Genomic DNA, 18,421 nt, shown 5'->3' on the forward strand with positions numbered 1-18,421 from the left:
CATATGAAAAAGTTATTTCACATACTAATAATAATACTTATTTCTTTTCCCACTCTACTTGTTGCTCTAGAAAATAAAGAAAAAGTACAGATAAAAAATATTAAGTATATTGGCAATGAGCGAGTAAGTGATCAAACAATAAGGTTTTATACAAAATTAGAACCAGGTAGTCATATAAATGATGATGATGTAGATTCAGTTATAAAAGATTTATATAAAACAAAGTTATTTGCTAGTATTAACGCCTATATCGATGATGAAAAAAACTTAGTAGTAAAAATTCATGAGAATCCATTGATTAACAAAGTAATATTGAAAGGCAATAAGTTATTTAACAGTAAAGAGTTGCTAAATAACGTTATCCAGTCAAAATCACTAACTATTTTCACTGAAACAAAATTACAAAACGATTTAATAAATCTAGCTACTCTTTATAGGAACAGTGGTAAAATTGGTGTTAAAATTGCATATGAGCTAGATAAGCTTGGTAGCAATAGGATAAACCTAATTTTTAAGATAAAAGAAGGAAGAACGTCTAAAATTAAGGGTTTACGATTCATAGGTAATAAAAACTTTTCAGCAAATGAGCTAGAGCAAGTTATCAAAAGGCATAGCAATGATATATTTAGTAAGTTATTTAGAGCCATTTTTAAAAGCGGAACTCATTATTCACCTCAATATCTACTGATTAATACAGAACTGCTTGATCGCTTCTATTCATCTAAGGGATATATTCAAAATAATATCCAACCAATTGTTGAGGTTGATAATAACAACCAAATAGAGTTAACTTTTTTGATTGATGAAAAGCAGCAATACTTATTTGGAAATAATGAAGTTGATATTGAAACTGAGATTCAGGATTTAAGTTTAAGGGAAGAAATATTAGAATTTATCAAAGAGGAAAATAATCAAATATTTAATAGAGTTAAAATTAACAATACAGCAGAAAAAATAAGTAAACATTTAAACGAAAAAGGATATATATTTGCAAAAGTTAATCCAGAATATACACAACATAACAATATTGTGGATGTAACTTACAAAGTGCTACCAGGTAAAAAGATTTATATAAACCAAATTACCATTGATGGCAATGACCGCACTTTAGATAAAGTAATTAGAAGAAAACTTAGCATGGCAGAAGGCGACGCATATAACACATCTGAGATTCAAAAATCACGTAGAAAACTTATATATAGCGATTTTTTTGAAACAGTAAAAATAAATAGTTATATAGTGGATGAAAATACAGTAAATCTTGATTTAAATGTCAAAGAAAAAAGAACTGCCTCGTTATCTTTAACAGGTGGCATGTCTCTTCCTGGTGGAGTATTTGTTAAAACCGATTTCACAGATCGTAATTTATTTGGTAGTGGTAAAGAGGTATCTTTTGCTCTTGAAAAAAGTCAATATGTTCTTTCTACTAGTATAGACGCTGTTGAAAATAATTTTAACGATTCTGATACTTCACTAGGCATGAGTATTTTTTATGAAAAACAAGACAAACCAAACACTACTTTCGATACCTGCAACTGGGGAGGAATAGCAAAAGTATCATATAAAATCTCAGAAAATCTAACCAATTCCTTTCAATATTCTTATAAGTATAATCACATACACATGGACAATAAGGGTGGAAAAGATGAGGATATCTCTGAGATAATAAGAGATCAAGAAGGTGAGTATCAGGTTTCATCAGTGGGATACACGTTAGCGTACAATAAACTGGATAACCTCTATACTCCTAAAGAGGGATATTTATTGCGTTTAAGTCAGGATATTTCAGGATTATGGGGAAATGTAAATTTCCTAAAATCTGAATTCTTATCTTTTTATACACACCCTATATTAAGCAAAATTGATGATGATATAACATTGCGCTTTAAAGTAGCAGCAGGTCATATTTTTTCCTATACTAATAAAGAGCTCAACATTGGCCAGCACTTCTTTAAAGGTGGCAATGAGATTAGAGGATTTGACCTTTCCGGCATTGGACCAAGAGCAGAAGACAAAAATCAAAGCTCATTGGGAGGCAAAACTTATTTTAATTTAACACAGCAAGTAGATTTTCCACTATCTAAATTATACGACTATGCTGGTATCAAAGGCTCACTATTTGTTGACTATGCAACACTTTTTGGTTTAGATGAAAAGAAGGGATATAGTGGGAAATATTACGATAGTAAGCTTATAAGAGTATCACCAGGTTTTGGCTTTTCAATGCCTTCTCCTTTTGGTAGAATTAGATTAGATTTTGGGTTTCCTTTAGTAAAGGAAGCTTATGACATAATACCATCGACAAACGTTAAAATTTCTATTGAAGCGGGGATTTAAATGAAATATATACAGTTATTTACATCAGTTATTGCCTTAATTATTTCCTTATTTGTGGGGTATAAGTTTGTAGGGTATCAACCTCAGAGCACGCTTAATACAAAGGCTGCCATTATTGATAGTGATAAGGTTATCAATGAATCTCTGGCTCTGCAAAATATACAACAACAAATAAAGGAGCAGAATTCTAGATTACAGAAGGAATTTGAAAATGAGTTAGAAAAATTTAAGCCATCGAAAGAAGAATTTGACCTTTTGTCAGAAGAAGCAAAAAAAGAAAAGACAGAACAATTTAGTAAGCATACTGTAAGTGTTAGGGATAATTACGCTAAGAAAATGTCACATTTAGAAGAAAATTATAGAGAAGCAGTAGAAAGTGTCTTTAACAAGATAAAAGAAGTTGCTAAAAAAACAGCAGAAAAAAACAACATAGATTTGGTACTATTTATTTCAAAAAAGAATCAAGTTTTATACTCTATGGATGAAGTAGATTTATCGGATGTAGTATTAAAAAATGTAAACAAGGAAATACCCGAATTTGCTTTGCAAAACATTGAATAGACTTATGCAATGTAATATCAATGATATTATAAAAATACTACCACATTCTTATCCTTTTCTCTTAGTAGATAGGGTTATAGAATGCGATCCTGGTATGAGTATAAAAGCAATTAAAAACGTGACTTTCAACGAGCAATTTTTTATTGGTCATTTTCCTGGCCATCCAATAATGCCAGGAGTTTTGATAATTGAGTCTTTAGCTCAGGCATCTGCTATATGTGTTCTCGGTAAAAAAACAGTAGAAAATAAAGTTGTATACTTTATGTCCATTGAAAACGCAAAATTCAGAAAGCCAGTCACTCCAGGAGATACCTTAATTCTTCAATCTAACTTTGAAGGTTTGCGTTTAGGTGTATACAAATTTAAGTGTGTTGCATCTGTTGGAAAAGAAGAGGTTGCAGGAGCAACAATCTTAGCAAAACTGCAAGATAAATAAAATCTTCATCTATAAGAAACAGTATGTACACTGTATAGTATAAAGATGCAACTGAATTTCAAAATCTCATTTTCAAACTTATACACTCGTAGTGAATTAATAAAGTTAGATAAGGCGTTTTTGGATTACATAAAATCGTGCGATGAAAGCTTGTTTTATTCATTAGTTGAAGCAAGAGAAAAAGCAGCTTCTTCTTCGATGTCATCCCAGTGTTCATCCCAGTGCTTGACACTGGGATCCAGAAAACAAGAAGGATGGATTCCAGCTTGGATGAAAGATGGTTGTAATAGCCAGTTAATAATGGATCTCTCACATTTACTTGATGAATTTATTGCAAAATTTTTCAATATTGAAAAAGAAGTAGAAGAGTTAAAGGAAAAACACAATGACTTTGCTGTAATATACAGATGCAAAAGATTATTTGTTCAGCGTTATGCATTGAAGAAATACACTGATGTAGCAAATATTGATTATGTCACTAACAAATTAAATAGTTTCATTACTTTACCGACAACAGAAAAAAACTTTTCTGAGCAGGTAATGAGTTGGCTTGAAAATAAAGAGGATCACAAAGAAGAAATAGAACTTGCGGCTCAATATGCAGTTTGGAGAGTGAAAAATAAACAGAGTATACTATTTAGCATACATAAGAAAATTGATTACGAAAATCTCGTATCATTCTTGAAAAAAGAAGTAGACGAGGTTGAGGTTCTGTATTCAAATGAGGTGAAAAGAAGATATGGTTTTGATCTAACAAGCAAAAAGGTGAGTTTGAATAAAGCACTAGATAATGCTCACTACTGCATATTTTGTCATAAGCAAAGTAAGGACAACTGCTCAAAGGGGCTAATCAATGATGACAACACTTTCAAAAAGTCTCCACTTAGAGTTGAGCTGCACGGCTGCCCACTAGAGCAGAAAATATCAGAAATGAATCTGGTAAAAAGCGAAGGATACAGCATAGCAAGTCTTGCAATTGTGATGATAGATAACCCATTATGTGCGGCTACTGGACACAGAATATGCAATGACTGCATGAATTCGTGCATATATCAAAAACAAGAACCCGTAAATGTGCCAGCAATTGAAACAAGGATTCTAGATGATGTGCTTAGTTTACCGTATGGATTTGAAATATATTCTCTGCTTAGCCGCTGGAATCCTTTAAATTTTCAGCGTCCATTGCCAAAAGGAAACACTGGAAAAAACGTCCTAGTTGTAGGCCTTGGTCCTGCGGGTTTTAATTTAGCTCATCATTTATTAAACGATGGGCATAACGTTATCGCCATTGATGGACTAAAGATTGAACCTTTGATCGATAATTTACAGCTAATTAAAGATTTTGAACACGAAAAATTGAGTGAACGCACGGCAGATGGGTTTGGTGGAGTGTCAGAATACGGCATTACTTCTAGGTGGGATAAAAATTACTTAAAGATTATTAGATTACTGCTGGAAAGACGTGAGAATTTTGCACTTTATGGAGGCATTCGTTTTGGCAGTACGATAACTGTTGATGACGCATTTAACTTGGGTTTTGATCACATTGCCTTGGCACTTGGCTCTGGTAAGCCACGAATGATCAAAATAAAAAACATACTAGCCCGTGGAGTGCGCATGGCATCTGACTTTCTTATGTCGTTACAACTGACTGGCGCTCTTAAATTTGATTCTATAGCAAATCTGCAAGTTCGTATGCCGATAGTTGTCATAGGTGCAGGACTCACTGCAATTGATACTGCTACTGAAGTTTTAGCTTACTATCCGATTCAAGTAGAAAAATTTCTTCTTCGTTATGAAATATTGGTTGATAAGTATGGAAAGAAATATGTCGAAAAAGATTGGAAAGAAGAGGAATATGAACTTGCAAATGAGCTGATATCGCATGCACAATTGATCCGAAAAGAGCAAGAATCAGCAAAAAAAGAGAATAGAGAAGCAAAAATATTGGAACTAATGCAAAGTCTAGGGGGAGTGAAAATTGTATATAGAAAAGAGCTAAAAGATTCACCAAGTTATCGATTAAATAGCGAAGAGGTGCAAAATGCACTATCAGAAGGGATTTACTTTATTGAAAACTTAGAGCCGATTGAAGTTGTAACAGATAAATATAACCACGCTGAATCAATAAAACTAATAGACACAAAATCTGATGAAATCAAGCATATAAAAGCACGTTCTATTTTTATAGCAGCAGGTACTAAGCCAAATACAGTTATTGCAACAGAAGATAAAAAGCATTTTAAATTAAGTAACGGATATTTTACTCATTTGAATTCATCGGGAAAAGAAATAGATCCTATCTTTTCTCCTAAGATGCGAGATAAAGATAGAATATTAGTATATAAGGAAGGCAATAAAACAATTAGCTTTTTTGGTGATCTTCATCCCTCGTATAGCGGCAGTGTAGTCAAAGCTATGGCAAGCGCTAAGAATGGTTACCCTATCATTTCTCAGCTTTTGAATAGAGTTAATAGCTTCATTTATATCATTCCGGCTAGAATCTCGGAGTCATATGCACAATTGTATGAATGTTGTAATATAAGAGTAACTTTCACCAAAAAAGATGTCATTCCAGTGCCCAAACACTGGAATCCAGAAAACTTAACTTTGAATGAGTACACCAGATGGTTATATAGTCAGAACTGGATTCCAGTGTCAGCTATTTGCACGACACCACCTGCTATGCGAATTACCTACAAATTGCAGCATTTGCACGCTAAAGCGTCACGCGCTGGAATAATATCAGAACACCTAACTAACAAAGAATTTTTCAAAAAAATCAAAGAGCAATTCACTGCAAAGGTTATAAAAGTTCAATATTTAACAAACAAAGTTGTGGAAATAGTGATCAAAGCACCACTTGCGGCAAAGAATTTTAAACCTGGACAATTCTTTAGGTTGCAAAATTTTGAAACCAATAGCAGAAAAGCCAATAATACAAACCTTGCTATGGAAGGTATAGCAGTAACCGGCACTGAAGTAGACAAAAAAAAAGGATTTATTTCCACTATTGTGCTTGAAACTGGCGGTTCCACTAATTTATGTAAATGTTTTAAAAAAGGTGAACAAATAATTCTTATGGGTCCAACTGGCAGTCCTACTGAGATTGGTTAAACCTATTTTGTACTAATTATACCATAATGTATATTATTTATTAATAAATCTATACTACAATAATGATTTTTATTAAGGTAGTATTATGACACATCAGTTAATATTCACACTTCCAAAAGAAAGCTACTCTATAGCTATAGGACCATGTTCTGCAAAAAGTAGAAAGTGTAAGGAGTTTATAGCAAAAAACGAAGACGTAGGTATGAAATTTCTTATTTCTACTAAAGATGATACTGGCAAAACAGGAAAAATGTCCCTTTGTAAAGATAATAACGGTCAAGATGAGTGTACAACATCCTACACAGTTCAATTTCCAGTAATTTATAATGATCTTTTTAATGATAGCTTGAGCTACGTAAGTGTTCTTTTGGATCATGATAAAGGACATTTAACTAGGATGCACAATGAATTCGATAAATATAATATTGATTACACAGTTATGGACAATGATACAACACAGAATGTGTTGTCAGAGGTTTTTATATAATCTAATTTTCATTATACAGCTACTCAGAGCTCTCTTGGTTCCATTATCTCTACTCGAATGCCGTCATTACAATGCTTGATACAGGGATCTATAGATAAACAATTTAATATTCCATTACGTGTTAGCGGAACCTATCTATATCATTATCCAAAAAACATAAAAAACTAAATTAACGAAGAATTCTTTAATAGAATCAGATATTGCGAAGAGCATAAAAGTCGAATGAGTGCATTAAAAACTGGCAGCTCCATTATATTTATGCAAATACTGAAGAAAAAGCGAGTAAATAACTCTCAACTGACAGACTTAATGAAGTTCTAGATATTAAAGTGATGCCAAACTTTATTTCAAAAAGTAAATAATTTACTAACGCTCGTGCACAAATTAAAAATAAATTATGCACGAGTGTAGCACTGTGAATTAGGAGTGCTATATTAAAGCTTACCTCACTATTAAAGCTATCGGTCAGATTAGATTAAAAACCTAATCTGACCGGTTTCTCTATGACCTTCTAAACCCTGATATAATTATATGGTAATTAGCTTAACTAGTGGTTAATACGCAAATTGATTTTATTTGTATGTTGAGGTAGCATAAACCATACTGTTTTACATCATTGTGCAACTTTATAAATTTTTATTGCTATTTCTATTGACTACATTAATAGTGATAGTCCTAATATTACCTGAAAATTTAGGTACTACGCTGAATTGCTCTCATCCAGTTCTAAATTTTGATTTATCTTTTCGTATCGTACTAATATCTTTTTTATCAGTTGCATTTTTAGCTGTTCTACCAGCACAAAATTTGACTTTTTCAGAGATGCTATCTTTTGCTGCTTACACTATTAGTTCACTTTATGCAGTTTTATCTGAACATATGATATTGGTTATAATATTCTTTGAGTTAATGACCATCAGTGCATTTTTTGTTATCGCGGCTAGCTGTAAAGATAGTGGATCTGCAATAAGGTACGCTTGTATACACTTTTTCGTTGGAGTTATATTGATAGCAGGATTGGCATCTCAAAGCACTAACCTGATAATTTTGGGTTTATTGATAAACTGTGCTTGTTTCCCTTTTTCATTTTGGGTTGTTGATGCGTATCCTGATGCGTCACTGCATGGCACTACATATCTCTCTTTATTTACCACTAAAGTCTCTTTTTTAGTGATGCTTTTACACACTTATACCCTATGGCAAGATTGTACTGAAATATTAGCACTTGTAGGCGCCATTACTGTAATTTACAGCATTATATTTGCTTCCCTTGAGCAAAATATTCGTAGATTTTTATGCTACAATGCTGTAGGACAAATGGGCTTGCTGATTATTGCAGGAGGTTTACTCATCCCTTCAGAAAATGCAATACCAATTTTGATGTTACACATAATTTTCTCTCTTCTTTATCAATCACTATTATTTGTAGTCAGCAATTCGATTATTTCACAAACAAAAACAATTAGTTTTAATGGAATGGGTAAACTAATGTCAGTGGAAGGTATGTGCGCTATGATCGCAGTACTCACAATGGCTACATTTCCTGGAACTGCTGGATTCGTCAGTAAATCATACATTGCAGCTGAAATTGAAATAAATGGTGCTGCCCTAAAAGGATATAAAAATTTATACAAGATTCTGAATTTACTGCTTTATTTAAGCGTGGGACTCAAATTTCTTTACTACATATTTATTGCAAAAAGTAAGTCAAAACCTTTAGCAAAGAGGGAAGGTAAAATATCTATGCTTATTTTAGCATTTATATGTGTAATCGCTGGCAATCCTTACTTACCTATTTACAATAAATCTTCGATTTTCGATTTTGTGTACAACACAAAAAATATTTTGTCGCAATTTAATTTGTTATTATGTACCACTTTATTGTTTATTCCTTTACGCAAGTTGTTTTATCCAAGAATAAATTTTAAAATGGATGTTGATTGGATTTTCAGAGCTCTTATACCATATATTGCTTTGCTGTTCAATCAACTGATCTTTAAAGTGAGAGAAATATCTGCCAACCTACTGCAAAACTTGACTAATTCACCTGCTAGTTTATACTTTAATAATATTAATAAACTTAAAGAAGTGCTGAGTTATAACTCAGTGAGTTTTGTTTCAGCTTCTTCTCTCTTTTTAATGAGTATTCTACTAATTATATTATGTTTAAATCGTTAACTGAAAGTTTAAATTCTGTATTTAATAAACTGAGAGGAAAGTCAATTATTTCTGAAGATGATTTTAACCTTGCCATGCGAGAAATACGCATGGCCTTAATTGAAGCTGATGTTTCACTTGAAGTTGCAAAAAAATTCATCAACGACATTAAAGATAAAGTGATTGGGGAAAAAGTCATAAAAAGTGTTTCTCCGGCACAAATGATAATCAAAATTGTGCAGGATAATTTAGTTGCAGTTCTTGGATCAGAAAAAAGTGACTTAAATTTATCGGTTAAACCTCCTGCTGTGATTATGATGGTGGGTTTGCAAGGTGCGGGAAAAACAACTACTTCAGGGAAACTTGCTCTGAAGTTAAAAAAACAAAAGAAAAAAGTGTTGCTTGCTTCTTTGGACATTTATAGACCAGCTGCTCAAAAACAACTTGAAGTGCTAGGTAAACAAATAGATGTGCAAACTTTACCTGTAGTAATAGACGAGAAGCCCACTACAATTACAAAAAGGGCACTGGCAGCAGCAAAGAACGATAATTATGATGTATTAATACTAGACACCGCAGGCAGGCTTCATATTGACGATAATATGATGAATGAACTGAAAGATGTGAAGGAAATATCCTCACCTACAGAGGTTATTTTAGTAACCGATGCAATGATAGGTCAAGATGCAGTAAACATTGCCAAATCATTCAATGAAATAATAGGTGTAACTGGGATTATTCTCACCCGTGTTGATGGTGATGCACGTGGTGGTGCTGCTCTTTCTATGAAAATGATCACCAATTGTCCAATTAAATTTATTGCTTGTGGTGAAAAATTAAGTGACCTTGATGATTTTTATCCTGATAGAATTGCAAAAAGGATACTGAGTATGGGTGATGTTGTCTCATTGGTTGAGAAAGCTGCTGAGATTGTTGGTCAGGAAGAAATTGATAAACTGCAAAAGAAAGTAAAAAAGGGTAAGTTCGATCTGAACGACTTAGTGGGCATGTTAAAAACCCTCAATAAAATGGATGGTATTAGCAACATAATGAAATTCATCCCTAGTTCATTCACAAAAAAGCTAAGTAGCAGTGTGCCAGACGACAATAAAGTGAAAAAATATATAGCCATCATAAACTCAATGACCGAAAAAGAAAGGCAAAATCCAGATATTTTAAATGGCAAAAGAAGACTTAGAATTTCTAAGGGGTCCGGAACAAGTGTAACTGACGTTAATCTTCTAATTAAGCAGTATAATCAAATGAGCTCTATGGTGAATAAATTCAGTAAAGTTGATCATAATAAACTCAAAGAATCTGATTTAATGGATATGCTGAGCAGAAAATAAATCAGCAGGTAGTAGAATGAAATAAAATCATCAGTTGTAATTGCTGTTGAATAGTAAAATATATTATTTTAGCGTGAAGTAATAAATTCAATAAATTTCTGCAGTTAGAATTGGCATGATAATAAAAATTGATATAAGTTACTTTACCTATATTTAATGCGTTGTTTTATAGCTAACACACTATATCACTACACTAGTAACAGACCGAAGGTTGCCGATAGCTCAAGTTACTCTAGTTATAGCATCCACAATATCATTTGTAAACCTGTAGCTATATACAATAAATGAATTTTTTTATATATTCGTTGTTAGTATTTTGTATTTCCTGAACAGTTCCGTGAGAAATGATCTCCCCTTCATATAATACTGCTATTCTATCAGCTATTTTAAATGTGCTATGAATATCATGTGTAATCGTGATAATTGTAGGGCGAAGATCTTGAGATAATTTTATTATTATCTCGTTTACTACATCTGACATGATTGGGTCTAATCCTGAAGTTGGCTCATCCAATACAATAATTTCTGGGTTGTGTGCAATTGCTCTTGCAAGTGCCACTCTTTTTTTCATTCCACCTGATAGCTCTATTGGAAACATATCTGCTATGTTTTCCTCCAGTCCAACATCATTTAACTTCTCAATTGCTAGCTGTTTTGCCTCCTTTTTGCTGATATTAAAGCGCTTTTTATAATTAAAAGATATATTTTCCCACACTGTAACGTAGTCAAATAAAGCGGAATTTTGAAATAACACCCCAAATTTATTTTTGCTTTTACTATTTATTTTAATAGACCCTGAGTCTGGTGTCACCAAGCCAATGATTGTTTTTATTAATACAGATTTGCCACTTCCTGATCCGCCAAGTATGACTAATGATTCCCCTTTTAATATATCGAAACTTAGATCTTTTAGTACTGTCCTTTCATCAAAAGATAAATTTAAGTTCGATATTGATATTATGGGGTTACGCATGTATCAAAGTAATCATGTAGTTTGCTAAAATGATCAGTATGGACGATAAAACAACAGTTGATGTTGTAGCAACACCCACTCCTCGTGCACCTTCTTTGCAATGGTAACCGTAATAGCAGCTTGAGACAGAAATTATGGCGCCAAAAGCAGTCGCTTTCATTAGTCCAACAATAAAATCGTACATATTAAAGAATTGAGCTGTATATTTTATGTATATATTTAAATTGTGGTTAAATTCAAAGACTGCAGTGACATACCCTCCAAATATTCCTATTAGATCTGCACATACTGTAAGTATTGGAAATACTATAACTGACGCTAGAATTCTTGGTACAATTAAATATTTGAAAGGATTGATGTCCAAAGTTGTAAGTGCGTCTATTTGTTCAGTAATGCGCATTGTGCCAATTTCTGCTGCAATTGAGGACCCAACCTTTCCTACCATTATTAAGCTGATCAAAACTGGCCCTAACTCTTTAATGATAGTGATCGTAACAAGTTTAGGTACTACTTGTTCTTGATTAATCAATATACCACTTAAGCTACTCTGTAAAACTATCACTGCTCCTATAAAAACTCCAGTTAGCCCAACAATTGGCAAAGAGAAAAAGCCTATCTCTATAATTTGTCTTGCCACATTGCTAAAATAATATGGAGGAGTAAAGCAGTGATATAGAGATTGAATAAAAAATACAAATGCGTTACCAATTCTCAAGAGAAAGTTCATAAAGCATCTACCGATTATTCTAACGCTGTCTATATTAAAGGAACTCACTTTACATTTATCTTAGCTAAAATTAGTTTTAGATTTTATTAAAATTTTTATTAACTTCGCCAGAGTATAGTCAAGATATGTCTTAAGTTCAATATACTTTGATCAAAATGCTTGAGTTTAAGTTTATAAGACTGAACTGTATAAGAAAACCTTACTTATTTCGCTATTTACTTCTTGTAAAAAACATGCTACTAATAAATTGTGTTATATAATTGAATTGGAGTAAGTTTTGGCAGTTCCGAAGAGAAAAAAGTCAAAGTCAAGGCGTAATATGCATCGTTCTCATCATGCTATTAAGCCTAAGAATATTGTGGTATGTGCAACAACTGGAGAATTCATGTTGCCTCACAACATAGCAGTTGACAATAGTTACAAAGGAAAACGTGTTTTCATTAAACAAAAGGCGGAGTAACTCATGATATGTTACCCACAGTCAACAATAATATAGTAATTGCACTTGATGCTATGGGGGGTGATTTTGCACCTCTTTCAGTCATTCAAGGTGCTGTGTTTTTTTTAGATAATCTTGTTGATTCGGGTGTTAAGGTTTCTTTTCGTATTTATGGAGATCAGAAAGAAATATCTCCTTTGCTTTCAAAATATAAAGAAGTAAATAACAATTCTGAATTTACCCATTGCTCTGACAATGTTCTTGCAAATGATAAGCCCTCTTTTGCACTGAGACATCGCAAAGATTCAAGTATGAAGGCTGCAATTAGTGCAGTGAAAGAAGGTAAAGCTTCTGGAGTAGTATCCTCAGGCAATACTGGAGCATTAATGGCAATTTCTAGGTTTATTTTAGGAACATTATCAGGTATTCATCGTCCTGCTATTGTATCTATCTGTCCAACTAAGGCAAAAAGTTTTGCGTTACTTGATCTTGGTGCAAATGTTGACTGTAATGCTGATTCATTATTTCAATTTGCATTAATGGGAAGTGTATTTGCAAAAATAGCATTAAAAGTTGAAAATCCTAAAGTTACTTTGCTAAACATTGGTACAGAAGAAGTTAAAGGTACTGATTCAGTACGAGGGGCTTTTGAATTACTAAGCAACGATCCAGGTATTAACTTTAAAGGATATATAGAGGCAAGTGAGTTTCTAGAAGGTAATGTAGATGTAATTGTTGCTGATGGTTTTGTTGGTAATGTAATGTTAAAAACAGCTGAGGCAACTGCGAGTACTCTTATCGATCTAATAAAGCAGGAAGTATTTAACTCATGGATAATAAAAATGCTTATTGGTACGTTATTAAAATCTAAGTTAAGTAAGGCGTTAGTGCGTTTTAATCCTAAAATTAGAAGTGGAGCTATGTTTTTAGGGTTAAATGGTATCGTTATAAAGAGTCACGGAAATTCTGATGCTATTTCTTTTGCTCACGCTATAAAATTTGCAGTAAATGCAATCAGTGAAAATTTAAACCAGAAGATAATTAACGGGATAAGTCATATTGAATAAAAGTTTCATATTGAGCACTGGTTCTTACCTACCAAAAAAAATTTTGAGTAATAACGAAATTGCATCGATAATTGAAACAAACGATGAATGGATAAAGCAGAGAACAGGAATAGTTCAAAGGCATATAGCAGATGAAGGAGAACTAACGTCAGATTTAGCTGTTAATGCAGCAAAAAGTGCTATAGAAAAAGCTAAAATTTCAGTAGATGAAATTGACTTGATTATAGTTGCAACAACAACGCCTGATAAAACTTTGCCTAGCTGTGCAACGATTATACAAAGTAAGTTAAAATGTAAAAACGCATTTTCTTTTGATGTACAAGCAGCATGCTCTGGTTTTATATATGCAGTTACAGTTGCTGATTCGCTCATAAAATCTAACAATAGAATTAAATATGCGCTCGTTATTGGTGCTGAAATCATGTCTAGGATTGTTGACTGGGAAGATAGGTCAACTTGTGTACTCTTTGGTGATGGTGCTGGTGCAGTGATAATAAAATCGGAAATGGGTAGCAGCGGCATCATATCAACAAACTTACACTCTGATGGCAATGTGGACATATTATGTACGAACGGAGGAATATCCTCTACTCGTGATTCTGGAAAGATACTTATGAATGGAAGAGAAGTGTTTAAACATGCAGTAGAGAAATTAACAACTTCAGTAGAGGAAACTCTAAAATGCAATAGTTTGAAGATTACTGATATTGACTGGTTAATTCCCCATCAAGCAAACATTCGTATTATTGAAGCAGTAGTAAAGAAATTAGATTTTCCTATAGAGAAAGTGATTAATACTGTTGATAAGCATGCAAACACCTCAGCAGCGTCAATTCCACTGGCTTTAGACTATGCAATACAAGAATCAAAAATAAAATCAGGAAATCTGGTACTGCTGATTGCAATAGGTGCAGGTCTCACATGGGGTTCCATATTGCTACATTATTAAACTTCTTACATCACTTTCCATTACCCAAGCCTCTTTTTTTTTCCGAGCTTCAGTGTTATATGATGTACTGACAAAGTTTTGAGATATTATTACAAACATCATATTCACAAGAAATACTTGACTTCACGTGTACTAAGAAGCATTTTATATATGCTGTGTGCCCGTAGCTCAGTTGGATAGAGCAACAGCCTTCTAAGCTGTGGGTCGTAGGTTCGAATCCTACCGGGCACATTCTCTTCTATCAATGCTTTCTATAAATTCTCAAGTACTCTGGTACCACATTTTCAATTGCTAATGGTCGAATTTTCATTGTTTCGAGATCATCTGACTTTTCAATTGAACTACTCATCATAACTTGCACCTGATCTCGAGTAAGTATAGGGCTTGCATCTCCGGTTATAGGTTTTAACAGCACAGAAACAACTTTGCTTTCTAAGAAAAAGGCTATCAATCTTGCCATTGGAAAAGGTACATTGATCAGTAGACACTTTCTGTTAGTCACATTCAGAATAAACTTCAATAAGCTTTTAAAAGAGTAAACTTTTGATCCACCTATATTATAAATTTTTTTATCTTGCTTATTAAAGCTGATAATACGGTATACCACTTCAGCTAAGTTTGTTACACATATAGGCTGAAACTTCGTTATTCCACTACCGATCAACGGCAAAAAAGGAAGAATTGTTGCTAATCTTGCAAATTTATTAAAGAAATTATCTTCTTTACCAAATACAAGACTGGGCTTAATTATCATTGCTCCTTGAAACGCCGAAGCTACAGCTTTCTCACCTTTCAATTTACTTTGGGCATATTTTGATAACTTATCATTTTCTATTCCCATGGCAGAAAAATGTATCATCATGGATACATTTTTTATTTGCGCAGCTTTTGCTATTCTTTCAGCTATTCCAACATGAACTGTATAGAAATCGTATTTTCTTTTTTCATATAATATTCCTACTAAGTTTATAACAACATCACACCCCTCCATACTTTCTAAAATTGATTTTTCATTAAAAAAATCTCCTTCAAGTATTGATATTTGCCCTAAGTTGCCACATAACTTTAGACAAGCAGCTTTTTCCTGATCACGAGTAAATATTCTTATTAAATACCCCGCCGCTGCCAAGCGTCTTACGATGTGTTTTCCTATAAATCCCGTTCCACCAAAAATAACTATACGTTTTATCACAGTTAAAACTTCCAATAACTTAACTTTAAATTAATACAATAGTTTTATTTAATATTCTATTGTGAATTCCTGCACTATAAGGTCCATTCTCATTCCATGAGAACCTTTAACTAAAATTACATCATTACCTTGAACAATATTAGCTAAATTACTTTTCAATTGGTTAGAATCATCGAAATGCATGCCTTTTATATTCTCCGGTAAAAGTTTATTCAATTCTAACATAAATTTACCAACTGTATGAACTTTATTCACATTTTGTTCTACTATAGAGTCAAGCAATTCTGTATGAAATACTATGCTTTCATTACCAAGTTCTAACATATCGCCGAGTAGTGCCACTTTTCTTAAATTAGAATATGTACCTAAAGTTCTTATTGCAGCCTTCATTGAAGTAGGGTTAGCATTATAGGAGTCGTTAATCAAATGTACTAATTTTCCATTGTATTTAGCTTGATGAACATTACCTCTACCTTCTGTTACAGTAAAATTCTCAAGTGCTAGTGGTAATTTCGATAAATCAAGTCCTAGACTTTGCACAACTGCTGTCACAACTAATGCAGAGTATGTAAAATGCTCACCCCGCAAACGTAAATTACAGTTTATAATTTGACCGTTGTGCGGTTTAATTTTTAAATTTATACCGCTATCGTTTCTTATTAGGTCTAACAAACGAACAGTAGCACTTTCATTCTTACCAAAGCTCACTACATTTCTGTCAGCATTTGATAAAAGATAATCATAATGTTTATTATCCTTGTTCAAAATCAAAGTACCATTATTTTTCATACCACATAGGACTTCTAACTTCGCTTGCGCAATATCAAGTAGAGATGAAAAATTTTCAACATGCGCAGGTTCGATGTTGGTAATAACTGCAATATCCGGATTGCTAATCTTCGATAGCTCTTTTATCTCACCAGCTCTATTCATTCCCATTTCAAGGATTAAGTACTGGCAGTTTTTTGGGACTTTTAGAATAGTAAAAGGTAATCCTATATTATTATTCAAGTTATCTTTGTTTGCATAAGACGCTCCATATTGCGATAGAACAGTGTGCAGCATGTCCTTTGTAGTCGTTTTCCCGACACTACCTGTAATTGTAATAACTTTAGCATTAACAAGAACATTTCTAATGTAATATGATGCCATATTATGCAAAGCTTTTAGAGTATCTTGCACAATAATTAGAGGAAAATTTCTATATTTATCTTCGCTTACTACCGCAGCAACAGCTCCTTTTAAAAATGCTTCATGTAGAAAATCATGCCCATCAAATTTCTTTCCCTTGAGAGCAATAAATAAATCGCCTTTTTTTATGCTTCTTGTATCCGTTGAAATATTTGAGCTATATACCGAATTACAAACACCCTCCCCTCTTCCGCCAGTAGCATCGATAATATTATTTGCGTTCCATTTTAACATAATTTATCTTTAAAGGTAATTTGAACAAGAAAAGCAGCAAAAATACTACATACTTTGGTAATGTACAAATAATGATTGCTATCTCTATAATTTCATCTTATAATAGATATACAAGCTTAAATATTTTCGTCTATAATTGGGTATATTTTACTATCTGATTGTAGAAAGTGACTTGGAGGTATGTATGGCAAAAGATGAGTCAAATAAAAAGTCTATTTTGGCTAAGATAAAAGGCGTGTTTTTTCTTGTGTCTAAAGCACTTATTTATCCTATAAAGAAACCGTTTGCTTCAATTGATGAAATGAAGCATGATGCTAAAGTTTCATTAAAAAAGGCTGTGAGTGATGTACCTAAAGAAGAAGAGAAATATGACCCACCTATAAAAACCACAGAAGCTAGTAAGTACCTTGGCATACAAATAACAAAACAAGAAAAAGGTAAGGTAAGTTTTTTAGCGTCAAGAACTTTAACGGGGGATATACCTTACTTGAGTCCAGAGAAATTAGATAAAATAAGGAAAGATCTGCCAAATATAACTATTTTTAGAGAAGAAAACAAAATTGTAATTGAAGTTGATGTTGAGAAGATTATCCAAGAAATAAAAGATAAAAATCTAGGTATAGATGAAAAAGTAATGAAAAAGTACGCTCTTGAAGGAATTTATAATAAAATTGATTATGATCTCAAAAATTTGGCAAAAATTACTGGTGAAGAGTTTAAAGTTCACACAGACCGAAAGTTGCTGTATGATATTGCAGAAAAGTTGTATAGTGGATACGATAGTAAAAAGCAACAGTCACAAGAAGTTATAAGGTCTATAGGTAAAGAAAAGTCATCAGAGAAAATTTTAAATAATTGGCAAAAAGCTATTAAACAAGATTTTGAAAGTTGCGAAAGCATAAGAGGTAGGGGGAAATAAATTATGGAGAGTGTTATGAAAGAAGTTAAAATAGAGGAAAGGTATCATAGCCTAACTGTTCCTGGAGATATGTATCATTTACAACCAGAAGTTATTGCTGCAAGAAGGGCAAAAAGAATAGAAACGTTTTCAAAAAGACACCAAATGGACTATGGGTCAGTTTTGCGTGGACAAGATATACAGCTAAAAGACGTTTCAAGTCTTGAAGATGCTTCTAGCGAAGCAGCAATAAGCCCACCTTCTACACCAAATCATAAGCAAAATAGAAGAGGACCAGGAATTTAAT

Annotated in this window: 16 protein-coding genes and 1 tRNA gene; 13 read left to right on the top strand and 4 right to left on the bottom strand. The window is 32.9% G+C overall.

Annotated elements, in window-relative coordinates; genetic code table 11:
* The first annotated feature begins 3 nt into the window (after nt 1–3).
* The 7 genes from bamA to ffh all read left to right on the top strand — a co-directional run bounded on the left by bamA (nt 4) and on the right by ffh (nt 10,444).
* A complete protein-coding gene (gene bamA, locus OPS21_RS07230) occupies nt 4–2,337 on the top strand; it encodes an outer membrane protein assembly factor BamA (protein ID WP_264336538.1) in 2,334 nt (777 codons plus the stop codon).
* Nucleotides 2,338–2,898, top strand: a complete 561-nt coding sequence (locus tag OPS21_RS07235; protein ID WP_052264996.1) for an OmpH family outer membrane protein — start codon at nt 2,338–2,340, stop codon at nt 2,896–2,898. It abuts the gene before it with no gap.
* A gap of 4 nt (nt 2,899–2,902) precedes the next feature.
* Nucleotides 2,903–3,334: a 3-hydroxyacyl-ACP dehydratase FabZ gene (fabZ, locus tag OPS21_RS07240; RefSeq protein ID WP_006014455.1), complete on the top strand. Its 432-nt coding sequence runs from the start codon at nt 2,903–2,905 to the stop codon at nt 3,332–3,334.
* 45 nt (nt 3,335–3,379) lie between these two features.
* The gene (locus OPS21_RS07245) at nt 3,380–6,451 is read left to right on the top strand and encodes a WPE palindromic element domain-containing protein (RefSeq protein WP_264336537.1); all 3,072 of its coding nucleotides are present in this window, start codon (nt 3,380–3,382) and stop codon (nt 6,449–6,451) included.
* Between the two features lie 85 nt (nt 6,452–6,536).
* Nucleotides 6,537–6,938, top strand: coding sequence for a hypothetical protein (locus OPS21_RS07250; protein WP_226079314.1), 402 nt, complete (start codon nt 6,537–6,539; stop codon nt 6,936–6,938).
* 618 nt (nt 6,939–7,556) lie between these two features.
* Nucleotides 7,557–9,116, top strand: coding sequence for a proton-conducting transporter transmembrane domain-containing protein (locus OPS21_RS07255; RefSeq protein ID WP_264336536.1), 1,560 nt, complete (start codon nt 7,557–7,559; stop codon nt 9,114–9,116).
* Complete coding sequence (gene ffh / locus OPS21_RS07260) at nt 9,101–10,444, top strand: signal recognition particle protein (protein ID WP_264336535.1); 1,344 nt, start codon at nt 9,101–9,103, stop codon at nt 10,442–10,444. The genes OPS21_RS07255 and ffh overlap by 16 nt, the downstream gene beginning before the upstream one ends.
* A gap of 271 nt (nt 10,445–10,715) precedes the next feature.
* Here the strand turns inward: ffh and OPS21_RS07265 are convergent, their stop codons facing one another.
* The gene (locus OPS21_RS07265) at nt 10,716–11,417 is read right to left on the bottom strand and encodes an ABC transporter ATP-binding protein (protein WP_264336534.1); all 702 of its coding nucleotides are present in this window, start codon (nt 11,415–11,417) and stop codon (nt 10,716–10,718) included.
* Nucleotides 11,410–12,192: an MlaE family ABC transporter permease gene (locus tag OPS21_RS07270; protein ID WP_264336533.1), complete on the bottom strand. Its 783-nt coding sequence runs from the start codon at nt 12,190–12,192 to the stop codon at nt 11,410–11,412. Before OPS21_RS07270 ends, OPS21_RS07265 begins: the two co-directional genes overlap by 8 nt.
* Before the next feature lie 229 nt (nt 12,193–12,421).
* Here OPS21_RS07270 and rpmF point away from each other — a divergent pair, with 229 nt between their 5' ends.
* The 4 genes from rpmF (at nt 12,422) to OPS21_RS07290 (ending at nt 14,830) form a co-directional block, all read left to right on the top strand.
* On the top strand, nt 12,422–12,604 hold the full coding sequence (gene rpmF / locus OPS21_RS07275) for a 50S ribosomal protein L32 (RefSeq protein ID WP_006014434.1): 183 nt from the start codon (nt 12,422–12,424) through the stop codon (nt 12,602–12,604).
* Between the two features lie 8 nt (nt 12,605–12,612).
* The gene (gene plsX, locus OPS21_RS07280) at nt 12,613–13,650 is read left to right on the top strand and encodes a phosphate acyltransferase PlsX (protein ID WP_264336532.1); all 1,038 of its coding nucleotides are present in this window, start codon (nt 12,613–12,615) and stop codon (nt 13,648–13,650) included.
* Entirely contained in the window at nt 13,643–14,599 is a 957-nt protein-coding gene (locus tag OPS21_RS07285; RefSeq protein WP_264336531.1) for a beta-ketoacyl-ACP synthase III, read from the top strand. Before plsX ends, OPS21_RS07285 begins: the two co-directional genes overlap by 8 nt.
* A gap of 157 nt (nt 14,600–14,756) precedes the next feature.
* Nucleotides 14,757–14,830, top strand: a tRNA-Arg gene (locus OPS21_RS07290).
* A 10-nt stretch (nt 14,831–14,840) separates the two neighbouring features.
* Here OPS21_RS07290 and OPS21_RS07295 read toward each other — a convergent pair.
* Nucleotides 14,841–15,791, bottom strand: a complete 951-nt coding sequence (locus OPS21_RS07295) for a complex I NDUFA9 subunit family protein (RefSeq protein ID WP_264336530.1) — start codon at nt 15,789–15,791, stop codon at nt 14,841–14,843.
* A gap of 48 nt (nt 15,792–15,839) precedes the next feature.
* Entirely contained in the window at nt 15,840–17,216 is a 1,377-nt protein-coding gene (locus tag OPS21_RS07300; RefSeq protein WP_264336529.1) for a UDP-N-acetylmuramoyl-tripeptide--D-alanyl-D-alanine ligase, read from the bottom strand.
* 184 nt (nt 17,217–17,400) lie between these two features.
* Between OPS21_RS07300 and OPS21_RS07305 the strand changes: the two genes are divergently transcribed.
* The gene (locus OPS21_RS07305; RefSeq protein ID WP_264336528.1) at nt 17,401–18,135 is read left to right on the top strand and encodes a hypothetical protein; all 735 of its coding nucleotides are present in this window, start codon (nt 17,401–17,403) and stop codon (nt 18,133–18,135) included.
* 3 nt (nt 18,136–18,138) lie between these two features.
* Nucleotides 18,139–18,420: a hypothetical protein gene (locus OPS21_RS07310; protein ID WP_010403548.1), complete on the top strand. Its 282-nt coding sequence runs from the start codon at nt 18,139–18,141 to the stop codon at nt 18,418–18,420.
* Nucleotide 18,421 lies beyond the last annotated feature (1 nt).

Source organism: Wolbachia endosymbiont (group B) of Chorthippus parallelus (genome assembly GCF_947251815.1).
Lineage (GTDB): Bacteria > Pseudomonadota > Alphaproteobacteria > Rickettsiales > Anaplasmataceae > Wolbachia.